Annotated in this window: 19 protein-coding genes and 4 pseudogenes; 11 read left to right on the top strand and 12 right to left on the bottom strand. The window is 58.7% G+C overall.

Translation table 11 applies throughout. The features are described from left to right. Positions 1–14: 14 nt before the first annotated feature. Complete coding sequence (locus tag ACIP1G_RS12925; protein ID WP_400737374.1) at positions 15–2,033, bottom strand: alpha-1,4-glucan--maltose-1-phosphate maltosyltransferase; 2,019 nt, start codon at positions 2,031–2,033, stop codon at positions 15–17. A gap of 139 nt (positions 2,034–2,172) precedes the next feature. On the opposite strand from ACIP1G_RS12925, the gene ACIP1G_RS12920 reads away from it, so the two are divergent. Together ACIP1G_RS12920 and ACIP1G_RS12915 are read left to right on the top strand one after the other, a co-directional pair. After that, positions 2,173–2,334 carry a hypothetical protein gene (locus ACIP1G_RS12920; protein WP_015271006.1) on the top strand — a complete coding sequence of 54 codons (162 nt, stop codon included), beginning with the start codon at positions 2,173–2,175 and terminating at the stop codon, positions 2,332–2,334. Positions 2,335–2,426: 92 nt separating this feature from the next. After that, positions 2,427–2,660, top strand: coding sequence for a hypothetical protein (locus ACIP1G_RS12915; RefSeq protein WP_400737372.1), 234 nt, complete (start codon positions 2,427–2,429; stop codon positions 2,658–2,660). A gap of 116 nt (positions 2,661–2,776) precedes the next feature. Here the strand turns inward: ACIP1G_RS12915 and ACIP1G_RS12910 are convergent, their stop codons facing one another. Then, a complete protein-coding gene (locus tag ACIP1G_RS12910; RefSeq protein ID WP_400737370.1) occupies positions 2,777–4,459 on the bottom strand; it encodes an AMP-binding protein in 1,683 nt (560 codons plus the stop codon). Positions 4,460–4,806: 347 nt separating this feature from the next. Here ACIP1G_RS12910 and ACIP1G_RS12905 point away from each other — a divergent pair, with 347 nt between their 5' ends. The 4 genes from ACIP1G_RS12905 to ACIP1G_RS12890 are packed head-to-tail and all read left to right on the top strand — an operon-like array spanning position 4,807 to position 10,366. After that, positions 4,807–5,970, top strand: coding sequence for an isovaleryl-CoA dehydrogenase (locus tag ACIP1G_RS12905; protein WP_346646261.1), 1,164 nt, complete (start codon positions 4,807–4,809; stop codon positions 5,968–5,970). A 20-nt stretch (positions 5,971–5,990) separates the two neighbouring features. Further along, on the top strand, positions 5,991–7,598 hold the full coding sequence (locus tag ACIP1G_RS12900) for a carboxyl transferase domain-containing protein (protein ID WP_400737368.1): 1,608 nt from the start codon (positions 5,991–5,993) through the stop codon (positions 7,596–7,598). Between the two features lie 3 nt (positions 7,599–7,601). Continuing rightward, positions 7,602–8,417: a gamma-carboxygeranoyl-CoA hydratase gene (locus ACIP1G_RS12895; RefSeq protein ID WP_400737366.1), complete on the top strand. Its 816-nt coding sequence runs from the start codon at positions 7,602–7,604 to the stop codon at positions 8,415–8,417. Then, the gene (locus ACIP1G_RS12890) at positions 8,414–10,366 is read left to right on the top strand and encodes an acetyl/propionyl/methylcrotonyl-CoA carboxylase subunit alpha (protein WP_400737364.1); all 1,953 of its coding nucleotides are present in this window, start codon (positions 8,414–8,416) and stop codon (positions 10,364–10,366) included. The genes ACIP1G_RS12895 and ACIP1G_RS12890 overlap by 4 nt, the downstream gene beginning before the upstream one ends. Before the next feature lie 566 nt (positions 10,367–10,932). Here the strand turns inward: ACIP1G_RS12890 and ACIP1G_RS12885 are convergent. Beyond that, entirely contained in the window at positions 10,933–11,586 is a 654-nt protein-coding gene (locus ACIP1G_RS12885) for a LexA family protein (RefSeq protein ID WP_400737362.1), read from the bottom strand. 130 nt (positions 11,587–11,716) lie between these two features. On the opposite strand from ACIP1G_RS12885, the gene ACIP1G_RS12880 reads away from it, so the two are divergent. The 3 genes and pseudogenes from ACIP1G_RS12880 to ACIP1G_RS12870 form a co-directional block, all read left to right on the top strand. Further along, a complete protein-coding gene (locus ACIP1G_RS12880; protein ID WP_400737361.1) occupies positions 11,717–12,028 on the top strand; it encodes a DUF6124 family protein in 312 nt (103 codons plus the stop codon). Between the two features lie 439 nt (positions 12,029–12,467). Next, positions 12,468–12,983, top strand: coding sequence for a DUF4880 domain-containing protein (locus ACIP1G_RS12875; protein ID WP_400737359.1), 516 nt, complete (start codon positions 12,468–12,470; stop codon positions 12,981–12,983). A 104-nt stretch (positions 12,984–13,087) separates the two neighbouring features. Next, positions 13,088–13,435: pseudogene (locus ACIP1G_RS12870) on the top strand (transposase); the annotation flags it as partial. A 299-nt stretch (positions 13,436–13,734) separates the two neighbouring features. Here ACIP1G_RS12870 and ACIP1G_RS12865 read toward each other — a convergent pair. Next, positions 13,735–14,703, bottom strand: a pseudogene (locus ACIP1G_RS12865) (IS110 family transposase); the annotation flags it as partial. A 74-nt stretch (positions 14,704–14,777) separates the two neighbouring features. On the opposite strand from ACIP1G_RS12865, the pseudogene ACIP1G_RS12860 reads away from it, so the two are divergent. Continuing rightward, positions 14,778–14,921 (top strand): annotated as a pseudogene (locus tag ACIP1G_RS12860) (IS5/IS1182 family transposase); the annotation flags it as partial. 264 nt (positions 14,922–15,185) lie between these two features. Further along, positions 15,186–16,466 carry a hypothetical protein gene (locus ACIP1G_RS12855; RefSeq protein WP_400737356.1) on the top strand — a complete coding sequence of 427 codons (1,281 nt, stop codon included), beginning with the start codon at positions 15,186–15,188 and terminating at the stop codon, positions 16,464–16,466. A gap of 77 nt (positions 16,467–16,543) precedes the next feature. Here ACIP1G_RS12855 and ACIP1G_RS12850 read toward each other — a convergent pair whose 3' ends face one another. The 8 genes and pseudogenes from ACIP1G_RS12850 to sctI all read right to left on the bottom strand — a co-directional run bounded on the left by ACIP1G_RS12850 (position 16,544) and on the right by sctI (position 21,951). Continuing rightward, on the bottom strand, positions 16,544–17,899 hold the full coding sequence (locus tag ACIP1G_RS12850; RefSeq protein WP_400737354.1) for a hypothetical protein: 1,356 nt from the start codon (positions 17,897–17,899) through the stop codon (positions 16,544–16,546). Positions 17,900–17,927: 28 nt separating this feature from the next. Beyond that, positions 17,928–18,362, bottom strand: coding sequence for a hypothetical protein (locus tag ACIP1G_RS12845; protein ID WP_400737352.1), 435 nt, complete (start codon positions 18,360–18,362; stop codon positions 17,928–17,930). Between the two features lie 530 nt (positions 18,363–18,892). Beyond that, positions 18,893–19,171, bottom strand: a pseudogene (locus ACIP1G_RS12840) (IS5/IS1182 family transposase); the annotation flags it as partial. Between the two features lie 69 nt (positions 19,172–19,240). After that, on the bottom strand, positions 19,241–19,687 hold the full coding sequence (locus ACIP1G_RS12835) for a hypothetical protein (RefSeq protein ID WP_400737349.1): 447 nt from the start codon (positions 19,685–19,687) through the stop codon (positions 19,241–19,243). Continuing rightward, entirely contained in the window at positions 19,677–20,396 is a 720-nt protein-coding gene (locus ACIP1G_RS12830; protein ID WP_400737347.1) for an oxygen-regulated invasion protein OrgB, read from the bottom strand. The genes ACIP1G_RS12835 and ACIP1G_RS12830 overlap by 11 nt, the downstream gene beginning before the upstream one ends. Beyond that, positions 20,368–20,940 carry a hypothetical protein gene (locus tag ACIP1G_RS12825; RefSeq protein ID WP_400737344.1) on the bottom strand — a complete coding sequence of 191 codons (573 nt, stop codon included), beginning with the start codon at positions 20,938–20,940 and terminating at the stop codon, positions 20,368–20,370. Before ACIP1G_RS12825 ends, ACIP1G_RS12830 begins: the two co-directional genes overlap by 29 nt. Beyond that, on the bottom strand, positions 20,924–21,646 hold the full coding sequence (locus ACIP1G_RS12820; RefSeq protein WP_400737341.1) for an EscJ/YscJ/HrcJ family type III secretion inner membrane ring protein: 723 nt from the start codon (positions 21,644–21,646) through the stop codon (positions 20,924–20,926). Before ACIP1G_RS12820 ends, ACIP1G_RS12825 begins: the two co-directional genes overlap by 17 nt. Then, the gene (gene sctI / locus ACIP1G_RS12815; RefSeq protein ID WP_400737339.1) at positions 21,643–21,951 is read right to left on the bottom strand and encodes a type III secretion system inner rod subunit SctI; all 309 of its coding nucleotides are present in this window, start codon (positions 21,949–21,951) and stop codon (positions 21,643–21,645) included. Before sctI ends, ACIP1G_RS12820 begins: the two co-directional genes overlap by 4 nt. Between the last annotated feature and the right edge of the window lie 60 nt (positions 21,952–22,011).

The raw sequence follows: 22,011 nt of genomic DNA, 5'->3' as shown, positions 1-22,011 counted from the left end.
ACTGCGTGCCACCGTTAGCGGGCCTTTTCGATACGCCAGATGCCGAACGGCAGGTGCCAGGGCTCGATGCGCATGAACTGGGTCTTGCCGTACCATGACCAGCGGTGACCGTTCATCAGGTCTTCGCCGTGGGTTTCGGCGTTGTCGTCCAGCCCCAGCTCCCAAAGCGGCAACTCGAACTGCGCCTCCTGGGCGTTGTGCGGGTCGAGGCTGATCGCCACCAGGATGTAGTTGTCGCGTTCGGGCGTGCGCTTGGCGAAATACAGGATGTTGTCGTTCCAGCAGTTGAAGAACGCCACGCCCAGGTGGGTTTGCAAGGCGCGGTTCTGCCGGCGGATGCGGTTGAGCTGGGCGATCTCGGCAATAATGTTGCCGGGCTGGCTGAAATCGCGCGGGCGAATTTCGTACTTCTCCGAGTCCAGGTACTCCTCCTTGCCCGGCAGCGGTGTGCCTTCGCACAGCTCGAAGCCCGAATACATGCCCCACAGGCCCGAGCCCATGGTCGCCAGCGCGGCGCGGATGAGGAAACCGGCGCGGCCGGAGGTGTGCAGGAAGTACGGGTTGATGTCGGGTGTATTGACGAAAAAGTTCGGCCGGTAGCACTGGCTCCAGGGAGGCTGGTTGAGTTGTTCGAAGTACTCGCGCAGTTCCTGCTTGTGGTTACGCCAGGTGAAGTAGGTATAGCTTTGCGCATAACCGACCTTGCCCAGCCGCGCCATCATCGCCGGCTTGGTAAACGCCTCGGCGAGGAAGATGACATCCGGGTGCTGGCTGCGCACATTGGCAATCAGCCATTGCCAGAACGGCAGCGGCTTGGTGTGCGGGTTATCGACGCGGAAGGTTTTCACGCCCTCCTCCACCCAGCCGACCACCACATCACGTAACGCCAGCCACAGTGAAGGCACGGCGTCGGGGGCGTAGAAGTCGACGTTGACGATGTCCTGGTACTTTTTCGGCGGGTTCTCGGCGTAACGGATGGTGCCGTCCGGGCGCCAGCTGAACCAGCCGGGGTGCTCCTTGAGCCAGGGGTGGTCCTGGGAGCACTGGATGGCGAAGTCCAACGCGATTTCCAGGCCATGCTCGGCAGCGGCGGCCACCAGCCGGCGGAAGTCGTCGCGGCTACCCAGTTGTGGGTGGATCGCGTCATGGCCACCTTCCGGGCTGCCAATGGCATAGGGGCTGCCTGGGTCGCCAGGTTCGGCTGTCAGGGCATTATTGCGGCCCTTGCGGTGCTGCATGCCGATCGGGTGGATGGGCGGGAAATACAGCACATCGAAGCCCATGTCGCGGATCATCGGCAGGCGCTGGTGCACGTCGTTGAACGTGCCGTGGCGCTGCGGGTCGTCGGTGATCGAGCGCGGGAACAGCTCGTACCAGCTGGCGAACTGCGCCGCCGGGCGGTCGACGTCGACAGGGAATTCGCGGCTGCGGGCCAGGTAGCTGCGATGTTCGGCATCGCCCATCAGGCGGGCGGTAGCGGGGTCGAGGAACACCGCCACCTGGTCATCGGTACCCAGCGTGAGCAGGCGCTGCCGCACGGCTTCAAGTTCTTCACGCAGGGCGCCGTTGCACAGTTCGATGCCCTTGCCCAGCATCAGCCGGCCCTCTTCCAGCTCCAGCTTTAGCTCGACACCGGCATGGTACTTTTTCTCCAGGTCGTGGCAAAAGGTGGCAAACGGGTCGATCCAGGCCTCGATGCTGAACAGGTGCGGGCCCAACTCGGTGGGGGTGAATTCGGCCAGCCACAGGTCGTTGCCCGGCGACTGCATCGGCACGCAATGCCAGCGCCGGCTGTGCGCCTGGCGCCAGTTGAGGGTGACGGCCAGGCGGTCGTGGCCATCGCTGTAAACCTTGCTGCTGACGGCCACCGGTTGGCCACTGATGGCCTTGGCGGCGAAGGTGCCGGCTTCGAGCACGGGTTGGGTGTCTTCGATCACGATGCGCGGCGCCAGCAGCGCCTGGGACAGGCTGACGGCCTGGTCCGGGTGATCGTTCGCCATGGGCACGCTTTCAAAGGGCTCGTTTCGTGACATCGACCTTGCTCCCTAAGGCTGGTGGCGGTAAGGGTTCAGAGCCGGGTACAGGCGTGGGGTTCAAAAAAATTGAGCGAACGGCAGCTGCCAGCGGTCAGAGCCTGCAGCACCTCTTCATTCATCCACGCGAGGTCAGGCCATGAACATTCCCATTCCACCGGAGACACCCGATCCCAACATCGACGACCCGAGCTTACCGCCGCCCGTGCCGGAAGAAGAACCGGACGAACTGCCGATCAAGCCGACCGTACCGCCGACCGTAGGCGACCCGCCGAGCCAGGAGCCACCGGTGAAGGCTTAAGGGTAGACCACGGGACCTGATATTTTTGCCAGTAGCGGTGCTTGAGCGTTGTTTCGATGATGAGCCTCCCTACTTACGCAGGAAGACCCGCCATGGAAGAAGATGTGATGAGCCCGAGTGAAAAAGCTGAATATGAGGGGTACGTTCTGGAATATCTGGCAGAAGCCGGAATCAATGAGCCATCCTCCAGCAGCCAGTTGCTGGATCTGGATAGAGACAAACTCAAAAATGCGATCAAAATGCTCAAGTCTGATTTCGACGCAAGTCTCAATCTGTCAGTAAGCACACTTGCCTTTGAATTGTGGAAAGCAACGAAATCGCGTTGATCTCAACGGCCCTTTCGCGGGCACGCCCGCTCCCACAGGGACGGCGCCGACCTTAAATGCGGCGCTGTACCTGTGGGAGCGGGCGTGCCCGCGAAGAGGCCAGCAGACCTGGCCAATCAACCCGCAGAAACTGTCGAAATCTCCGCCACACTGATCTCGCGCATGCGGAATTTCTGCACCTTGCCGGTCACCGTCATCGGGTATTCATCGACAAAACGGATATGCCGCGGCACCTTGAAGTGCGCGATGCGTGCCTTGCACCACCCCTGCAACTCCTCGACCGTGGCACTGTGCCCCGGATGCAGTTTGATCCAGGCGACGATTTCCTCGCCATAACGGCTGCACGGAATACCGATCACCTGCGCATCGGCCACTGCCGGATGGGTATAGAAGAATTCCTCCAGCTCACGCGGGTAAATGTTCTCGCCACCGCGAATGATCATGTCCTTGTTGCGCCCGACAATGCGCACATGGCCGTGCTCGTCCATCACCCCCAGGTCGCCCGAATGCATCCAGCCTGCCGGGTCGATGGCATCCGCCGTGGCCTGGGGGTTGTCCCAGTAGCCGAGCATCACGCTGTAGCCGCGGGTGCATAACTCACCAATCTCGCCACGGGCGACAATGCAGCCGTCGGCGTCCACCAGCTTGTTCTCCAGCTGCGGCTGGGTGCGGCCGACGGTGGTCACGCGCAGTTCCAGGTCGTCGTCCGGGCCGGTTTGCAACGACACCGGGCTGGTTTCAGTCATGCCGTAGGCAATCTGCACTTCAGCCATGTGCATCTGGTCGATGACCCGGCGCATCACCTCGATCGGGCAGGTGGCTCCGGCCATGATGCCGCTGCGCAGGCTCGACAGGTCCATGTGCACACGCGCCGGGTGGTCGAGCATGGCAATGAACATGGTCGGCACGCCGTAAAGGATGCTGGCGCGCTCTTCGGCTACGGCGCGCAGGGTGAGCTCGGCGTCGAAGGCGTCGCTGGGGTAGATCATGGTGCTGCCGTGGGTGATGCAGCCGAGGTTGGCCATGACCATGCCGAAGCAGTGGTACAACGGCACCGGGATTACCATGCGGTCGCGCTCAGTGAGGCCCAGGCTTTCGCCGACCATGAAGCCGTTGTTGAGGATGTTGTAGTGGCTGAGCGTGGCGCCCTTGGGCGCGCCGGTGGTGCCGGAGGTGTACTGGATGTTTACCGGCTGGTCGAACTGCAGGCCCTGCTGGCGGGCCGCATAGGCCTGGGCCGAGGTCTGCCCTGCCCGCTCGGCCAGCGCTTGCCAGGGCAGGAAGCCAGCTGGCGGGTTGGCAGCTAGACTGATTACTCCGCGCAGGTCGGGCAGGCGTTGGCTCACCATTTCACCCGGGGTGGCGCCGGCCAGTTCTGGCACCAGTTCCTGGACCATGGCGTGGTAATCGCACGTCTTGAAAGCATCGGCACACACCAGCCAGCGGCAGCCGGACTGGCGCAGCACATATTCCAGCTCGCCCACGCGGTAGGCCGGGTTGATGTTGACCAGGATGGCGCCGACCTTGGCGCTGGCCAGTTGCAGGACGCACCACTGGGCGCAGTTGGGTGACCAGATGCCGACCCGGTCGCCGGTGTTTACGCCCAGGGCCATCAGGGCGCGGGCATGCACTTCGACCTGTTCGGCCAGCTGCCGCCAGCTGTAGCGCAAGCCCTGGTGGCGCGATACCAGCGCTTCACCGTCGGCACAACGCGCTACGGTGGCATCGAAGGCCTGGCCAATGGTCTGGGTCAGCAAGGGTTGGTCCTGGCGACCGCGGGTATAGCTCGGTTGACTCATGGGTGTCCCTTCTTGTGGTTGTTCTGGGCACGACTGAAGCAAGCGGGAATACTCTGGCGCAGATTTACGTTTACGTAAAGGTGACGAGTCGATTGACAGTGGTCGCAGGCAGGTTTACGTTAACGTAAAGGTGATGAACGACACCCATGCTATTCGTGGAAGCTGGTGTGAGGGACGGTTTTTTGTGGGAGCGGGCTTGTCCCGCGAATGCGATTTGTCAGGCAATGACGGTGACCCTGCTGGCGCATTCGCGGGACAAGCCCGCTCCCACAAAAGCCCGCCCACTCCCCAGCGAAACCCTTGAGCTACGGTGTTACCCAATTTCAAGAACAACAAGGTGCCCCAGCATGCATTACCCCACCCTGAACTTCGCCCTGGGCGAAACCATCGACATGCTCCGCGACCAGGTCCGCACCTTCGTCGCCGCCGAACTGGCCCCGCGCGCTGCGCAAATCGACCACGACAACCTGTTCCCCGCCGACATGTGGCGCAAGTTCGGCGACATGGGCCTGCTGGGCATCACCGTGTCAGAAGAATATGGCGGCGCCGGCCTGGGCTACCTGGCTCACGTAGTGTCGATGGAAGAAATCAGCCGTGGCTCGGCCTCGGTGGCGCTTTCCTACGGTGCCCACTCCAACCTCTGCGTCAACCAGATCAACCGCAACGGTACCCACGAGCAGAAGCTCAAGTACCTGCCCAAGCTGATCAGCGGCGAGCACATCGGCGCCCTGGCCATGAGCGAGCCCAACGCCGGCTCCGACGTGGTGTCGATGAAGCTGCGCGCCGAGAAGCGCGGCGACCACTACGTGCTCAACGGCAGCAAGACCTGGATCACCAACGGCCCCGACGCCAACACCTACGTGATCTACGCCAAGACCGACCTGGACAAGGGCCCGCACGGTATCACCGCGTTCATCGTCGAACGTGACTGGAAAGGCTTCAGCCGCAGCAACAAGTTCGACAAGCTGGGCATGCGCGGCTCCAACACTTGCGAGCTGTTCTTCGACGACGTCGAAGTGCCGGAAGAAAACATCCTCGGCCAGCTCAACGGCGGCGTGCGCGTGCTGATGAGCGGCCTGGACTACGAGCGCGTAGTGCTGTCCGGCGGCCCGACCGGCATCATGCAAAGCTGCATGGACCTGGTGGTGCCGTACATCCACGACCGCAAGCAGTTCGGCCAGAGCATCGGCGAGTTCCAGCTGATCCAGGGCAAGATCGCCGACATGTACACCCAGCTCAACGCCAGCCGCGCCTACCTGTATGCCGTGGCCCAGGCCTGCGACCGTGCAGAGACCACCCGCAAGGACGCCGCCGGGGTGATCCTGTACACCGCCGAACGCGCCACGCAAATGGCCCTGGAGGCAATCCAGATTCTCGGTGGCAACGGCTACATCAACGAATTCCCGGCTGGCCGCCTGCTGCGCGACGCCAAGCTGTACGAGATCGGTGCCGGCACCAGCGAAATCCGCCGGATGCTGATTGGCCGCGAACTGTTCAACGAAACCCGCTGAGCATAAGGGGACGGGCGCACATGGCTACCTTGCACACCCAGATCAACCCGCGTTCGGCGGAGTTCGCCGGCAACAGCGCGGCCATGCTCGAACAGGTCCAGGCCCTGCGCGGCCTGCTCGCCCAGGTGGCCCAGGGCGGCGGGCCCAAGGCCCAGGAGCGGCACACCTCGCGGGGCAAGCTGTTGCCGCGCGAGCGCATCGACCGCCTGCTCGACCCGGGCTCGCCGTTTCTCGAAATCGGCCAGTTGGCCGCCCATGAGGTGTATGGCGAAGACGTGCCCGCCGCGGGCGTGATCGCCGGCATCGGCCGCGTCGAAGGCGTGGAATGCATGATCGTGGCCAACGACGCCACGGTCAAAGGCGGCTCGTACTACCCGCTGACGGTGAAGAAGCACCTGCGCGCGCAGACCATCGCCTTGCAGAACCGCCTGCCGTGCATTTACCTGGTGGACTCGGGCGGTGCCAACCTGCCGCGCCAGGACGAAGTGTTTCCCGACCGCGAGCATTTCGGGCGGATCTTCTTCAACCAGGCCAACATGAGCGCGCTGGGCATCCCGCAGATCGCCGTGGTGATGGGGTCGTGCACCGCCGGCGGTGCCTATGTGCCGGCGATGGCGGATGAAGCGATCATGGTGCGCCAGCAGGCCACCATCTTCCTCGCTGGCCCGCCCTTGGTAAAAGCCGCCACCGGTGAAGTGGTGAGCGCCGAGGACCTCGGCGGCGCCGATGTGCATTGCCGCACCAGCGGCGTGGCCGACCACTATGCCGACAACGACGAACACGCCTTGGCCATCGCCCGACGCAGCGTGGCCAACCTCAACTGGCACAAGCTGGGCAAGCTGCAGCGCCTGGCCCCGGTGGCGCCGCTGTATGCCGCCGACGAGCTGTACGGCGTGGTGCCGGCCGATGCCAAGCAACCGTTCGATGTGCGCGAAGTGATCGCGCGGCTGGTCGACGGCTCGGTGTTCGATGAATTCAAGGCGCTGTTCGGCACCACCCTGGTGTGCGGCTTCGCCCATATGCATGGCTACCCAGTGGCGATTTTGGCCAACAACGGCATCCTGTTCGCCGAGGCCGCGCAAAAAGGCGCGCACTTCATCGAACTGGCCTGCCAGCGCGGTATCCCGCTGCTGTTCCTGCAGAACATCACCGGTTTCATGGTCGGTAAAAAGTACGAAGAAGGCGGCATCGCCAAGCACGGCGCCAAGCTGGTAACCGCCGTGGCCTGTGCCCAGGTGCCAAAGTTCACGGTGATCATCGGCGGCAGCTTCGGTGCCGGCAACTACGGCATGTGTGGCCGCGCCTACGACCCGCGCTTCCTGTGGATGTGGCCCAACGCACGCATTGGCGTGATGGGGGCTGAACAGGCCGCCGGCGTGCTGGCCCAGGTCAAGCGCGAGCAAAGCGAGCGCAGCGGCCACCCGTTCAGCGCTGAAGATGAAGCCAAACTCAAGCAGCCGATCCTCGACCAGTACGAGCACCAGGGCCACCCTTACTACTCCAGCGCCCGCCTGTGGGACGACGGCGTCATCGACCCGGCGCAAACCCGCGACGTGCTCGGCCTGGCGTTGTCTGCCGCGCTGAACGCCCCGATCGAACAGAGCCGCTTCGGCATTTTCCGGATGTGACCCATGAGCGATTTCAGCACCCTTGAAGTGACTCGCGACCCACGCGGCTTCGCCACCCTGTGGCTGAGCCGTGAGGACAAGAACAACGCCTTCAACGCGCAGATGATCCGCGAGCTGATCGTGGCCATCGACCAATTGACCGAAGATGCCAACCTGCGCTTTGTATTGCTGCGCGGCCGTGGCCGACACTTCAGCGCCGGTGCCGACCTGGCCTGGATGCAGCAGTCGGCGCAGCTGGACTTCAATACCAACCTGGATGACGCCCACGAACTGGGCGAGCTGATGTACGCCCTGCACCGCCTCAAGGCGCCGACCCTGGCCGTGGTGCAAGGTGCGGCCTTTGGCGGCGCGCTGGGCCTGATCAGTTGCTGCGACATGGCCATCGGCGCCGAAGACGCCCAGCTGTGCCTGTCGGAAGTGCGCATCGGCCTGGCCCCGGCAGTCATCAGCCCGTTCGTGGTCAAGGCCATCGGCGAGCGTGCCGCACGCCGCTATGCCCTCACCGCTGAGCGTTTCAGCGGCGTGCGAGCCCGCGAGCTGGGCCTGCTGGCCGAGGTGTACCCGGCCAGCGAACTGGACGCCCAGGTCGAAGCCTGGGTAAACAACCTGCTGCAGAACAGCCCGCAAGCACTGCGCGCGACCAAGGACCTGCTGCGCGAAGTGGACGACGGCGAACTCAGCCCGGCACTGCGCCGTTATTGCGAGAACACCATCGCCCGTATCCGCGTCAGCGCCGAGGGCCAGGAGGGCCTGCGCGCCTTCCTTGAAAAACGCCGCCCTGCCTGGCAAACCGACGACAAGAAGGAACCGCGCCCATGAGCCGCCCCGCTTTGACCACCCTGCTGGTCGCCAACCGCGGCGAAATCGCCTGCCGGGTGATGCGTACCGCCAAGGCCATGGGCCTGACCACCGTGGCCGTGCACAGCGCCCCCGACCGTGACGCCCGCCATAGCCGCGAAGCCGATATCCGCGTGGACCTGGGCGGTACCAAGGCCGCCGAAAGCTACCTGCTGGTCGACAAGCTGCTGGCTGCAGCCAAGGCCAGCGGCGCCCAGGCCATCCACCCGGGTTATGGCTTCCTGTCCGAGAACGCCGGCTTCGCCCGCGCCATCGAACAGGCCGGGCTGATCTTCCTTGGCCCACCGGCCAGCGCCATCGACGCCATGGGCAGCAAGTCGGCGGCCAAGGCGCTGATGGAAGCTGCCGGGGTGCCACTGGTGCCGGGCTACCACGGCGAAGCCCAGGACCTGGACACCTTCCGCGCCGCCGCCGAACGCATCGGCTACCCGGTGCTGCTCAAGGCCAGTGCCGGCGGCGGTGGCAAGGGCATGAAAGTGGTCGAGGAGGAAAGTCAGCTGGCCGACGCCCTGGCCTCGGCCCAGCGTGAGGCACAGTCATCGTTCGGCGATGCGCGCATGCTGGTGGAAAAGTACGTGCTCAAGCCGCGCCACGTGGAGATCCAGGTGTTTGCCGACCAGCACGGCAACTGCCTGTACCTCAACGAGCGTGATTGCTCGATCCAGCGCCGCCACCAGAAAGTGGTCGAAGAAGCCCCTGCCCCCGGCCTGTCGCCAGAACTGCGCCGGGCCATGGGCGAGGCGGCGGTGCGCGCGGCCCAGGCCATCGGCTATGTGGGCGCCGGCACCGTGGAATTCTTGCTCGACGCCCGTGGCGAATTCTTCTTCATGGAGATGAACACCCGCCTGCAGGTGGAGCACCCGGTTACCGAGGCCATCACCGGGCTCGATCTGGTGGCCTGGCAGATTCGCGTGGCCTGTGGTGAAGCGCTGCCGATCACTCAGGAACAGGTGCCGCTGATCGGCCATGCCATCGAGGTGCGCCTGTATGCCGAGGACCCGGCCAACGAATTCCTGCCTGCCACAGGCAAGCTGGCGCTGTACCGTGAGTCTGCGGCTGGCGAAGGCCGGCGGGTGGACAGCGGGGTTAGCGAAGGCGATGTGGTGTCGCCGTTCTACGACCCGATGCTGGGCAAGCTGATTGCCTGGGGCGAAGACCGCGAGCAGGCGCGCCTGCGCTTGCTGGCCATGCTCGATGAGTTCGCGATTGGCGGGTTGAAGACCAACATTGCGTTCCTGCGGCGCATTCTGGCGCACCCGGCGTTTGCGGCGGCTGAGCTGGATACCGGCTTCATACCACGTCATCAGGAGGTTTTGCTGCCTGCGCCACAGGCGTTGCCGGCCAGCTTCTGGGAAGCGGCGGCCGAAGCCTGGCTCCAGGGCCAGGCTGGGCATCAGCGCGAGGACGACCGCAGTTCGCCGTGGGGCGAGCGCAACGGCCTGCGCCTGGGTTTGCCCGCACGCGCCAGCCTGCATCTGGTGAGTGGTGGTCAAGACCAGGCGGTTGCCCTGGAGCGCAGCGCTACTTCTACCTGGCAGTTGCTTGGCGAGCAGTTGGTGCATGACCAGGATGGGGTGCGCACCCAGCACTTGGCAATTCGCCGGGGTGGCACGCTGTACTTGCACTGGGATGGCGAGATGCATGCCATCGAGGCCTTCGACCCGATTGCCGAGGCCGAGGCCAGCCACAGCCATCAGGGCGGGTTGGGTGCGCCCATGAACGGCAGCATCGTGCGCGTACTGGTGGAGCCGGGGCAAGAGGTGGAAGCAGGTACGGCGCTGGTGGTGCTGGAGGCCATGAAGATGGAGCACAGCATTCGCGCGCCGCATGCAGGGACGGTGAAGGTGTTGTTCTGCCAGGAAGGCGATATGGTCAGCGAAGGGACGGTGCTGGTCGAATTGGTGGAGTAAGCCTGTTGGCGCCGCTACGCGACCCTGTGGGAGCGGCTTTAGCCGCGAATACCGGCGCAGCCGGTGCCATGCACCGCGTAGGCTTCTTCGCGGGCAAGCCCGCTCCCACTGGGATAGCATCAGGGCTGACAGGTGTTGGCCACAAAATATGCAGCGCCTGTGAGATCGAGCGCCGCCCGCGCGGCGCTTCGCGGCGCAAGGCCGCTCCCACATCTGTTTCGGGCCAGTCAATCCTGTGAGCTCACCTCTGCCCGCCTTGTTTGTTCCATTCGATATCGGCTGCGCCAGTGCTCTTCATCAATCTCAAGCCATGCACCGAGGGTGCGCGCGCTAAAGGCACAGGAATAACTGGCCCGAAACAGATGTGGGAGCGGCCTTGCGCCGCGAAGCGCCGCGCGGGCGGCGCTCGATCTCACAGGCGCTGCAGATACCATGGCGAGCATTTGGCAACCCTGGTGCCACTGCCAGATACCATAGAATCTCCCACAGACACCGCGCAGGCTGGGAGTACCGCTTTACCTGTGGGGCCTTGTGTCGCGATAGGGCTGCGCAGCAGCCCCGGCAATCTAGAAGGCCCCGTGCACCCGCACGACCACGCCCAGAAACTCGCAACCCTCTTCACAGAGAACAGTCGGATAGCGCGTATTCAGCGGCTTGAGCATCTTGTCTCCACCCTCCTCGACCAACTGCCGCAACACTGGCGGCCGCCCCGGCTGCCTTGCAATGACCAGCCTGCCTGGCTCTGCCGGCAGACCGGCATCCACCAGCACACGCATGCCCTCAGGCACGCTCTTGCCACTGGCGGCGTTCATCGAATCGTTTTCCACCACCAGCCAGAATGCATTACCCGCGGGCATGTAGTCCGTCTGTTCGTGGGCCTTGGTTGTCTCTGGCAAAGGCCCCTGCAAATCCGCCCAACTCAGCACCGGGAAGCGAAAGCTGGCATAAAGCAGCGCTTCGCCCGAAACCGGCTGCTCAGCCGCATAGTGCCCTGGTGCTTCACGCACAATGTCGCGTTCCACCACCATGACTTGGGCCTCCAGAAACACCAGCCCAAGCTTTTCCAGCTTTTCGTTAATGGTTTCCAGCGTCGGCCGCCGGGTGCCGCGTAGCCAATGCCCCACGCCGCCCTGCGTCATGCCCAGGCGTTCGGCCAGCTTGAGTTGGCTGAGGTTATGTTCGCGCTTGTAGCGCTTTAGAAATGCGTTCCAGTTTTCCATAGGCGGCAACAATACGGACTGTATTATCCGCAGCAATACACAATCTGAATTATTTATTTGGCATTAAATAGTACAGACTGACCTATGCTGTGATTCCAGTGTGCTTGAAGGGAAATCAGCAGGTATTGCCATGAAACCATCGAAAAACGACGAAACAGATCTCGACAGCGAAGCCGCCCGCCGCGCCCTCGATTACTACCTCAACCCCAACCCGCCACGCCCCAGCCTGGACAACAAGATCTGGACCCTGCACGAAGGCGTAACCGGCGACCAGGCCCAGGAACACGCTATCGCCCTGCTGCGCTGCGCCGCCGCAACCGCACAGGAAACCGCCAGCCACCAGCACGGCAGCCAACGCGAACTGACCTTCGCCCTGATGCACATGATGGACATGGCCCGCGCACTGCTGGAGCACAAACACACCGGGAAACCGGGTTTGTAGGTAAAAAAGAAGGGAGAGAACGTGATGGCCTGGTAACGGCAAAGGCCCCGATTGCCGGGACAAGGAAGCGCGCCGGTAAAACTTTTTTACCGGATTAGCGAAAATTCATTTGACTGGCAAATGATAACGATTATTATTGCACTCAGCTGATCGCGAGATCTGCTGGATAACCTGAAAGCTTAGGTCGCTCTCAGATTATCTCCTCATCAGGCTAATCACGGTTTTTGACCCGGCTTTTTGCCGGGTCTTTTTTTTGGCTCTTCAGGCTAATGAAGATCGTGATGGCGCGCATGATAGCAAAGGTGTTTCAGGGCGTGAACGCTCGTTACAAAACTTTGCGGAATCAGCACTTGCGAATCATTCTCGTTTCACCTAGGCTGATCACGCATCAAGGAAGATGCCCCCACCCCTCCCCCCTTTGTAGAGCAAGGAGCTGTCCATGGCCCGTCTGCTGCTGCCCCTTGAGCACCCAACCCCTGTTGCCGAGCACGATGCCGACGATGCCCTGCTGTATGCCCTTAAGCGGCTGCCACGGCGCGTACTGCAAGTGTTCCTGCTCAACCGCCTCGACCAGCTGGACTTCGCCGCCATCGCTGCCCGCCTGGACCTGCCACTGGCCAGTGTCGAGCGCAACATGGACCAGGCGCTGCAGGTCGGCCGCTCGCGCCGGGATCTGCTGGCGAGTGTAGCCGGGCAATGGTATGTGCGCCTGCAGAGCCCACAGGTGACCGCGTGCGAGCGGATCGACTTCCGTCGCTGGCTGGATGCCGACCCGGCCAACTTACAGGCATTCCACGAGACGGAGCTGCGCTGGCGTAGCTTGCTGGCACCGGCGCGGCAGCTTGGCCATGATGGCTGGTACCGGCAAGGCCGGGCGGCGTTGTCGCTGGGCGGTTGTTCGGTTGCGGTCGGGCTGGGTGTGGCGGCGTTGGTGGTGTTTGGGTTGTGGGCCTGATCACCTCCATAGGTTCTATAAGAAATCCCGAGAGACTGAATCGACGTCCCTCGGAAGCTGAAATTCTGTAGGGTCCTCCGCCATCTACGGAAAGGAATTCTATGATGGCAAAGCGGTACGAACTCTCGGACGAGGCCTCGGATGTGGTCTCCGATCTCTTCATCGAAGCCTATGGTCGGGGGCGACCGCGCCTGAGCGACCGACTGATGCTCGATGGCGTGCTCTGAGTGCTCTGCTCGGGTGCTGCTTGGCGTGATATGCCGGATCGATTTGGCCCGTGGTCAACGGGGTATCAACGATTTCGGGGCTGGCGAAACCAGAGGACATTCGATCAGATGCTCAAACGCCTGCACCTGAGATTGAATGAGCAACGCTTGATCGATCTGCAAGCCGGGATGAACGACTCAACCGCAGTACGTGCAACCCGAACCTCATCTGGCGCCGGGAAAAAATCTATGGTCACCCCATTTTTTGCAATACTGATCATCGGATGAAATGGATGGCTTACCTAAATCTATCCGGCGTTTGTTTGGGATTGTATCCCGCTCCACGATGAGTATCCGCGCCCGGCGCCCCTAAGAAGGGGGGCGGCTTCAAGAGACCCAATTTTTCCCACAGGGTCGTCGCTAGGCAGGTCGGCCGTTTATTTCATCTATTGTCCAGCTATCACAAAACCTGATGGTGAAACACGGTGCTGCACCTGCGGGGTCAGGTGGTCACGGCGCTTGGCCCCGCGTAGTATCGAGTGTTGTCGTGTCGCAATAGCCCATGTGATACGGGCAAATTTGTTGGCGAGCGCGCAGGCCACCACATTGGAGTGGCGCCGCATCGACAACGACCGCACCCACTCAGCCAACGGGCCTTTTTGATGCTCCAGACGCATCAGGTAAACCCGAGCGCATAACACCAGCAAAGACCGAAGATCTTGTCGCCACGCTTGCTGATCCCCAGCAAGGCCTGCCTGCCACCCGTACTGTATTGCTTGGGTACCAAGCCCACGTATGCCGCGAAGTCGCGACTGCTGCCATATTGTTCTCCGTCGCCCGTCTCCACAACCAGGAGACTGGCGGTGATCGGCCCGACACACGGAATGCTCAGCAAACGACTTCCAAGATCATCGTCAGCCAGCTGGCTTTCCGCCTCTTTGTCTAACACCTTGATTTGGTCGTCCAAGTAGAGAAAAGTGGTCATGCAGCAGCGCGGTGAGCCGGACGGGTAGATCGTGTTCTTCCAAGACTGAGGCCAGGCGTTTGATGACTGCCAGCCCGACCGGCAAGCTGATGCCGAACTCAAGCAGAAAGCCATGCATCTGATTCACGGTCTTAGTACGGTCGCGGATCAACGATTCACGGATCCGGTGGGAAACGGACAGCGTTTGTTGATTAGGAGACTTGGGTGTCACGAAGCGCATGGATGGGCGAGAGGCGGCTTCGCATATTGCTTGGGCATCGACATAGTCGTTTTTGTTGCTTTTGACGAAAAGCATCACGAACTGAGGCGAAATCAGCTTGGCGTCATGGCCCATAGTCTTGAACTCTCAAGCTAGGTAATGCGCGCCGGCACAGGCCTCCATTACCACCCTACAAATGGGATGATTGACTAGGAATGCCATCATCTGCTGCCGTAAGCATTTCTTGCGCATGACCTCGGACTTGTCCTAGGCATGCAGATGAAAGTTATGTTTGCCGATATCGATGCCGATCAGTGTCACTGTGCTCATGATGACGATCTCCGCGGTAAAAGCACCCTGCGAAAGCGTGCTTTCGCAGGGGGGCGGGGTGACCATCTCATAAGGGGCCTGACGAGCCTACCGATCAAGCTCTAGATCGCAGTCGCGGCGGCCTGACAACCAAAATCCACATGCTCTGCGACGGCAGCGGAACACCGTTGCGCTTTCTCCCCTCTGGCGGTCAAGCCAGCAACATCAGCTACGCACAACCAAGTAAATCTTGCCAGCTGACGCTAGTTCAAGACACGTAATCAGCCCCCCTTACTCGAAATGACATCAACAATGAGCGAAAAATGATAGTCATCAGCCGTAATGCCAGTACATTGATCGGACAGGCCGCGCGCGCTCAAAAAAACGATAACTGCGCCTAAACACTTGACTATCGAAGCAATCTAGACATCTCACGACCAGCTCCCCTTAACTCACAGCCCTTCTAGACAACTCTATCCACACAATAATATTGGAGTCCACAATTGGAAAGCGTGCTCAATACAACGACCACTCAACGCTCTCCCTCACTCACAGAAGCGACAACAAGAAGCAAGACGCCTGTCAGCGCACTCGCTAATACCACAATGGTATCGGATCAAGAAAAAGCTCACCTGAATGATATCACCACCTTGCTTGTATTCGGAAAAAAAGGAGAGCTTAGCGAAAAAATAAAACACCACCACATCACTGAAAGTCGTCCAGCCTTCTATATTAACCACACGGTGGCAGACACCTTAATTCGCAAAAACATTTGCCCGCCTCCCCCAAAAAAATATCAAGGGTATGACCGTTTAAGCCAGGCATTGCGGCAAATATCGCTAGCCGTGAACACCGCAATGAACCTTAAACTAAACAGCAATCCGCTTGAAGTTCAGGCAAGTGTCTTTTGCAACCGATTGCATCTCTCATCCAATTTCCACGCAGACAAGATTCAAGAGGCTCTCCGCATTGCCTTGACAGACAGTGACATATTTAAATCTGTCCACGAACGCGTTCAGACTAATGAAAGAGAAAACTGGGAAAAAGTGATAAGCGCCAGGCGTTCCAGACACCACAGGAAACTCATTGAGACTTTTGCCTCGATCGACTCCGTGCTCACGACAATAAGTAAGGCTCATACGGAAATCATTCACAATCGAGGCATCCGACCTGACACCAATTTGAACAAATCAACCATCGCACTACAATGCAAAGCCGGCTTCTTGACAATTTTCAATGCCTTGGAAGACATTAAACGCTTCGGCACCTCCAACCACATTATGATTCATCCCCCTCCCCACAAAATGGAATCAAAGCCCTACCTGCCGGAAGGTGTAACCGAGACGATGCATGCAGAACAGAATATAGAAGAATACCTGGCCAAGTCTGCCGACATCATTTACGATCAAGCCATTGCTAAATTAGGCTTGCAAACGGGACAACACATAATTGTAAACATGGCGGGAAGATTTGTCCCCTGCGCCGTATGCAAGGAAGTTGAACACACCAGTACCAACGGTGGCGTTTTTGACCCAAAAAACAACAAATTTGTATTATGGCGTAGTTCCGACCGGATTGGGATGGCATTCAAAAACGAAGTACAACACTTGGCAATGCATGCCTTGCACAGTAACGACTCAGATGAAGCAATGGAAAAGGCAGTAAAAATCAGAGATGGCTTTATACTACACCAAGAATTGCTTCAGTCTTATGGAGCACCGGTAGTAACCTGCTTTTCGCTTGACACAGATAGCGAAAGCTCAGACGACCAAAGGAACGACTGAAATCTTCATCAGCAGAGAACAATCATATTTCATGTCGGGGCTGGCATGACTCCGGGCCATGCCAGTTGCCGCCTTAACTAGACGGCACGCCTTGAAACACTGGTTAAAATCTCACTACCGATAGACGTTGACTTCAGGTCATCGTAGTTTAATTTATTGCTATACCCAAGTGCCGCTTCACCATCAAAGACACCGACAGAAGCAAGCATGATTTCATGATAAGAGTGATGATTCTTCGGAGGGAGTAGATTACCCAGCATCACGAGCCGAGCCTCTTCAAGTGTTGGAAGCTGACTTGTATCAGTATTCTTGTCGTAGCTCAACATCTCACGACACATGGCGTAGTGATTCAAATATCGTAGGGTGTGCCCGCTAGGTCCAGAGATGACAGGTTTGCCGTGTGCGATTGCGTCAAGCACCCATTGGTTAACACTTTTGTCCTCACTATCAGACCATCTGACCACGTTGGACAACCCCCCCGTAGTATGTTGACGAAACTGACTTCCCAAGGGATTGCTGTCTCTGGAGTTGGCCTCATCATTCGTGAATAGCTCTGTACTCCAACTAATACTCATCGTTTCGAATAGCGCCTTGCGCGCGGACGGCTCCATGCCCTGTAAAATATGTAGAATCCCGTCACGATGATCAACAATTCCGAATGCGTCCCGGAAGTAGTTGGGGTCATCGCCTTTTCTGGAAATCAACTCATTCCATCTATCCGCTATCAAGTTGGCTACATCTGCCGGATACTGAATGGGATTATTGACCTTCCAGATTTCCAGATCAAATCGATGTGAATTCCAAGGAAAGATTGGATTATCCGGGGTTCGCACATGATTAAACATGCACTGTCGCCTTTCCATCCCTGGGACATTGTAGATCGCATCCTCAGCCTTTATAAGTGTCGCCAGCACGTGGGCGTCCAAATTGTCTTTATCGGCAATCAGCTCCTTTGCACCACCAATGTTCTTGCTTTCATGCCGAATCTTTTCTTGCTGCTCAGGTGTGAAATCTCCAAACCTCATAGGCGCACCAGTAGCCAACCTGATATTCCTGGCTATCGCGTTAAGTTTCTCACTGGTTGCCAATTCCTTACCAATGGCTACTTCAATAGCCCTATTTTTATTCGCCGTTGTTTTATAGGGGTCTTGGTCAAAAACGTTCGCCGCCACATCAACCTTACCACGCCCAACTATCTCCTCCATACTTTTAGACGGCAATATACTGACGAACGAAACAGGTTGTAAAAACTCCTGCCTTCCCTCACGAAGATTTGAAGTATGCAAATTCAACCTATCCACCACCTCACTCAATTCTTTGGCTTGGGCTGGTGTTAGCAAGGTGGAGTTCTTTAGAACACCCCTGTCTTCCGCCTCGAAACTTTTAGCGGATAGCGCACACAGAATAACTGCAGACCTGTTAATATAAGGCATAGACCTCACCTCGACTTCAATTCTAACTTTAGCGATGTTCAAGAGAAGAATTCAAACTTATATACCCCTTCAACAGGGCCATGAACACAACTTCCAGCAAACCACTACAAACATCTTTTAAACTCATGACCTTGTAATACACCAGAACATTATCCTCAACAGACAGCATATCACCATTTAAATTTATTTCGGAATAACACGGCAGCTCAACCAGCTCACTCAATTCATTATCAGTAAGAGGCACCGGCAATACTATCTTAAAAAAAAGCACCAGACTCTCTCGACCACACTCATATTTCAAACAAAAAAAATCCCCACTACCCAAGCGAAGAGCAACTTCACTGAGATCATCGAAATGAACATCGCTCAACTGATGTTGTTCTTTTAGCACGTCCAACAGCTTACTGATTTCGCACTCTACTTCAACCCGCACAGGGTTATACACAACATTTGAATGATGCATTATCCACCCACCATTGCGTTTATATTTACAAAAAGAACGAGCATCACCTCGCTGCACGATCCTGTTACTTCTTGCCAGTTATTCACATGTCCTTCCACCCCAAGCCACGTCAGTTAGCTAACGAGGACTTGCGACTAACTCAATTTCTTACATGACCAAAACAAATCGTTTAGACATCTCGTGTAAGCGTAGAATATGGAGCACAGATAATCCCCTCTTGCAAATTCAGCTCATTTTCTTGCCAAACCCTAGGCTCTGTGTGAAAAGCCTTGATACTCGGTGAAGCTGCGTTGAAAACAGCCTCGTAATGCTCATTTACAACCCGTAACCTCCGTTTCCTCGGCAGCTTTCGCTTTGCTTGACCTTCGTTTCAAGACTTTTCACACAGGGCCTAGTTTATTTCTACTAACCAAAAATAAAGCTGGGCGTTTTTGCCCATTTAGGGCAGAGTTCAAAATACGCCGAGGCGACCGCCTACACGACAGCAACAACAGAAATATAGGCTTAGCAAACAGGGCTTACTCACCGAGTATCGGCGAGCTCAGTGTCAGACGCGCGAACTGACGCATGGACGTAATTTCATAGAGCGCTTCTTCCATGGCCGGATCGCTCAGGGAAAACCGACTTTGCAGCATGGTCTCCAGTGGGTAAGGCTTTCTACCGCCACCGGCCTTAGGGTAGAAAGGTTCGATCAGCCCCAGCAGGCCTGTCCAGGGCACGACCTGATCTATCTCGGCAAGGAAGCGCTCGCGGCGGGTTTGCTTGCGCTTATCGGCGTACCCGAAGTCGGAAAAGCGCATCTGGCTTATGGGCGGCTCGGATCGGGTGGTCAACAGAACCTAAACGGCTTATCGCCCACTTAAAACACGAATATGCAATTACCAACTGATATTCTCGCGGCTCTCTTCGTCCTCAGAGGGCTTGAACACCTCCTGCATAAACTCCTTGACGAACATATTGGCCGATGAAACCGATACCAGCGCAACTCTTATCTCCTTATAAGCTTCACTCCCGTCCAAGCCTTGCTCTTTCATCCGCACCATCACCTGCGTCAACGCGTCCATTTGCTTCTGTGTCGTTTTATAGGGCAGTTCGCCCCCGGCATTCGCGTATTTTTTCAAGTAACCCTGAATCCTGCCCGGCGAGGGTGTCGTGGACGCTATCCACTTCATGAGCTCATCGTAGAACTGAGCAAACTCAGGATCCGGATCAGAACTGGTTTTCCCGCCCTGAAGCCCCATGCGCTGGTCCAGGGGCACAATCATCTCAGGGCTTTGTGGCACGGCTTGGCCGGGACCTGCGACCGAGTAGATCTCAATGGTCATCACTTTTACCCCATTCAAAAATGTGACTCGAACTTTCCCCCTCCTTGTTCAGTTCAGCGGCCCAACTGATAAACAAGCGCCTCGACGCTTCATCGAGCTGGCGCACACTATCCGGTAACTGCTTGAGCTGGGCGATCAAACGCGGCGACAGGCGCTCCTGAGTGGCGCCGATGTCGAGTTCGATCACCTGATCCGCCAGGCGAAACAAGTAACGTTCCTGGGCATGGAAGCGGATCTCCACACGCTCGACCCCCACATCCTTCAACTTGTTTTTCAGCGCCACCTGTTGGGCCTTGCACCGCAGCGGCAGAAGAATCTGCAGCGGCTCCCGGCCTTGCCCTACCCACCCGTCCTGCCAGCGTTGCAGCAGCGCATCGAGCAGTCGTTCATCCATCAGCAAATCCCCCAGCAAGGACCGGGTGGCCTGTGCCAGTTCAGCTTGCAGCGCGCTCGCCATCCGCCGCGATTGCAACAGAAGCCCGCTCACCTCGGCCGCGGCTTGTAGCACCCCCTGGGCATAGCCGTCCTGAAAGGCGGTCGCACGAACCATTTCTGCCTCTTGTTGCGCTTGTGCAACACATGACTTGGCTCGCTCGCGGGCTTGCTGCATCAACAACCGGCGATTACGCGCAGCCGTCCGCTCTTCATGCCGCAGCAGGAGCGCATCCGTCGCCGGAATATCAACAAGCGTTCTGATGGATTCGAGCATGCTGTACCGCCAGAATGAAAAGTGATGGGTTCGGCGCCAGTAGCGGCAACGTTTGCTGCAGCTCGACCACACGTGGCGAGAACTGCAAGTACAGACGCTGCATGAGCGCCTCCGGCATGTGTGGATGCCAGGCGGCCAAGGCAGCGAGCCCCTGGGCACAGAGCGACTGCTCAAGTCCATCCGCTTCGCTGACCTCGACCGTTGGCCGATTGCCCAGGTCAATACAGGCGAACGCTCTTGTCGGCACATTGAGCTCACGCATCCGCGCCCCGCGAGCTAGTTGCGGCCACATCAAGTGCGCCCCCATCAGGCGGGCGACTGCGGGCAAATGCTGCCAATGTGCGACCCAGCAGTCTGTCCACGAATTGCACTTGAGCTGCTGTGGATCGGGACAACTGAGTTGCAACCCCTTCAGCAACAACTGATTGAGCACCGCCCGGGCTGCCGGCTCGTCAAACAGCGCCGGCACAACAGCCCGGTGCGGGTGCAGATAGTCCAGCGGCTGCTGTAGGATCGCGCGCAGTGCTTCAGTTCTGAGGCGCATGTTCGATCTCTTTCGGCTGTCGATAAAGCATGACCCCGTAGGCTATCGCAGCCAGAATGCCTAAGCCGATCATCACAAAGAGCCAGGTAAATGCGAAAGCGCGAGGCTCCGGCATGGGGGCGGCATGCTGAATTGAAGCCCGCTTGGACAAGACCACCGAAATGTGGTCGTACTCCACGGCCGAAAAACTGTTCTTGAGAAAACGCTTGATATCGTTGACCAGCCGCTGAGGCTCGCTATCACGCTCATACACCGCCAACGCCGAGAGATGGATGGGCGCAACCTTGCGACCGCTTTCTCCGGTTTCCAGGTCGTAACTCACATGCACCCGCGCCGAAACCACACCCTCCAAGGTGTTCAACGACTGCTCCAGTCGCTGTTCCAACGCACTGTACAGCCGCGCTTTCTCGGCTCGCGGCGAAGCGACGAGGGAGTCGGCAGGAAACATCTGAGCGATTTCGATACGCGGCCTGGAGGGCAGTGAATACAAGGCCAACAAATCGACCGCCGCCGCGAAATCCGCTTGCGCGATGTGCACCGAGTATCCGGCCTTACCGCTATCCACCTTAGCCGCAGTAATGTTATTGCGCTGCAGCACCGAAATCACTTCATTGACCTGCTGCTGGTCAAGGCCCTCAAGTAAACTCGGCTGGCGACAGCCAACCAGCATCAGGCAAAGCAGCACAAGACAGCCATATAATTTCATGACGAACGTAACAAGGTTTCGGCCGTGGTCACCGTTTTACGGACCAGGACGTTGAGTAAGGAGACATCGATGTTGTACTGCGCAGTAAGCAACTGCAATTCGCTCAAGACTTCCGGGTTGGTGATATCCGGACGCCTCAGCATGGCATTGATCCTTGCATGATCACGCTCGGTAGCCACAGCGGAGCTGGCCAAACTCTCGATCAAACGCCCCTCTAGGGAAACCACCGAGCCAGGCTCGGGACGAGCCAATTCAACCATCCGAAGCGAACTCGGGCTCACTGAAGTCAAAGAAGAAACAGACATGGGAACACTCACAAAAGTACTCGGCAGGCGTACTGAACGACTAACAGCCGAGAGGAGCCA

Source organism: Pseudomonas sp. NPDC089392, assembly GCF_044749595.1.
Taxonomy (GTDB): domain Bacteria; phylum Pseudomonadota; class Gammaproteobacteria; order Pseudomonadales; family Pseudomonadaceae; genus Aquipseudomonas.
The sequence above is the reverse complement of the archived record's forward strand: the minus strand, read 5'-3'. Positions and strand labels throughout refer to the sequence as shown.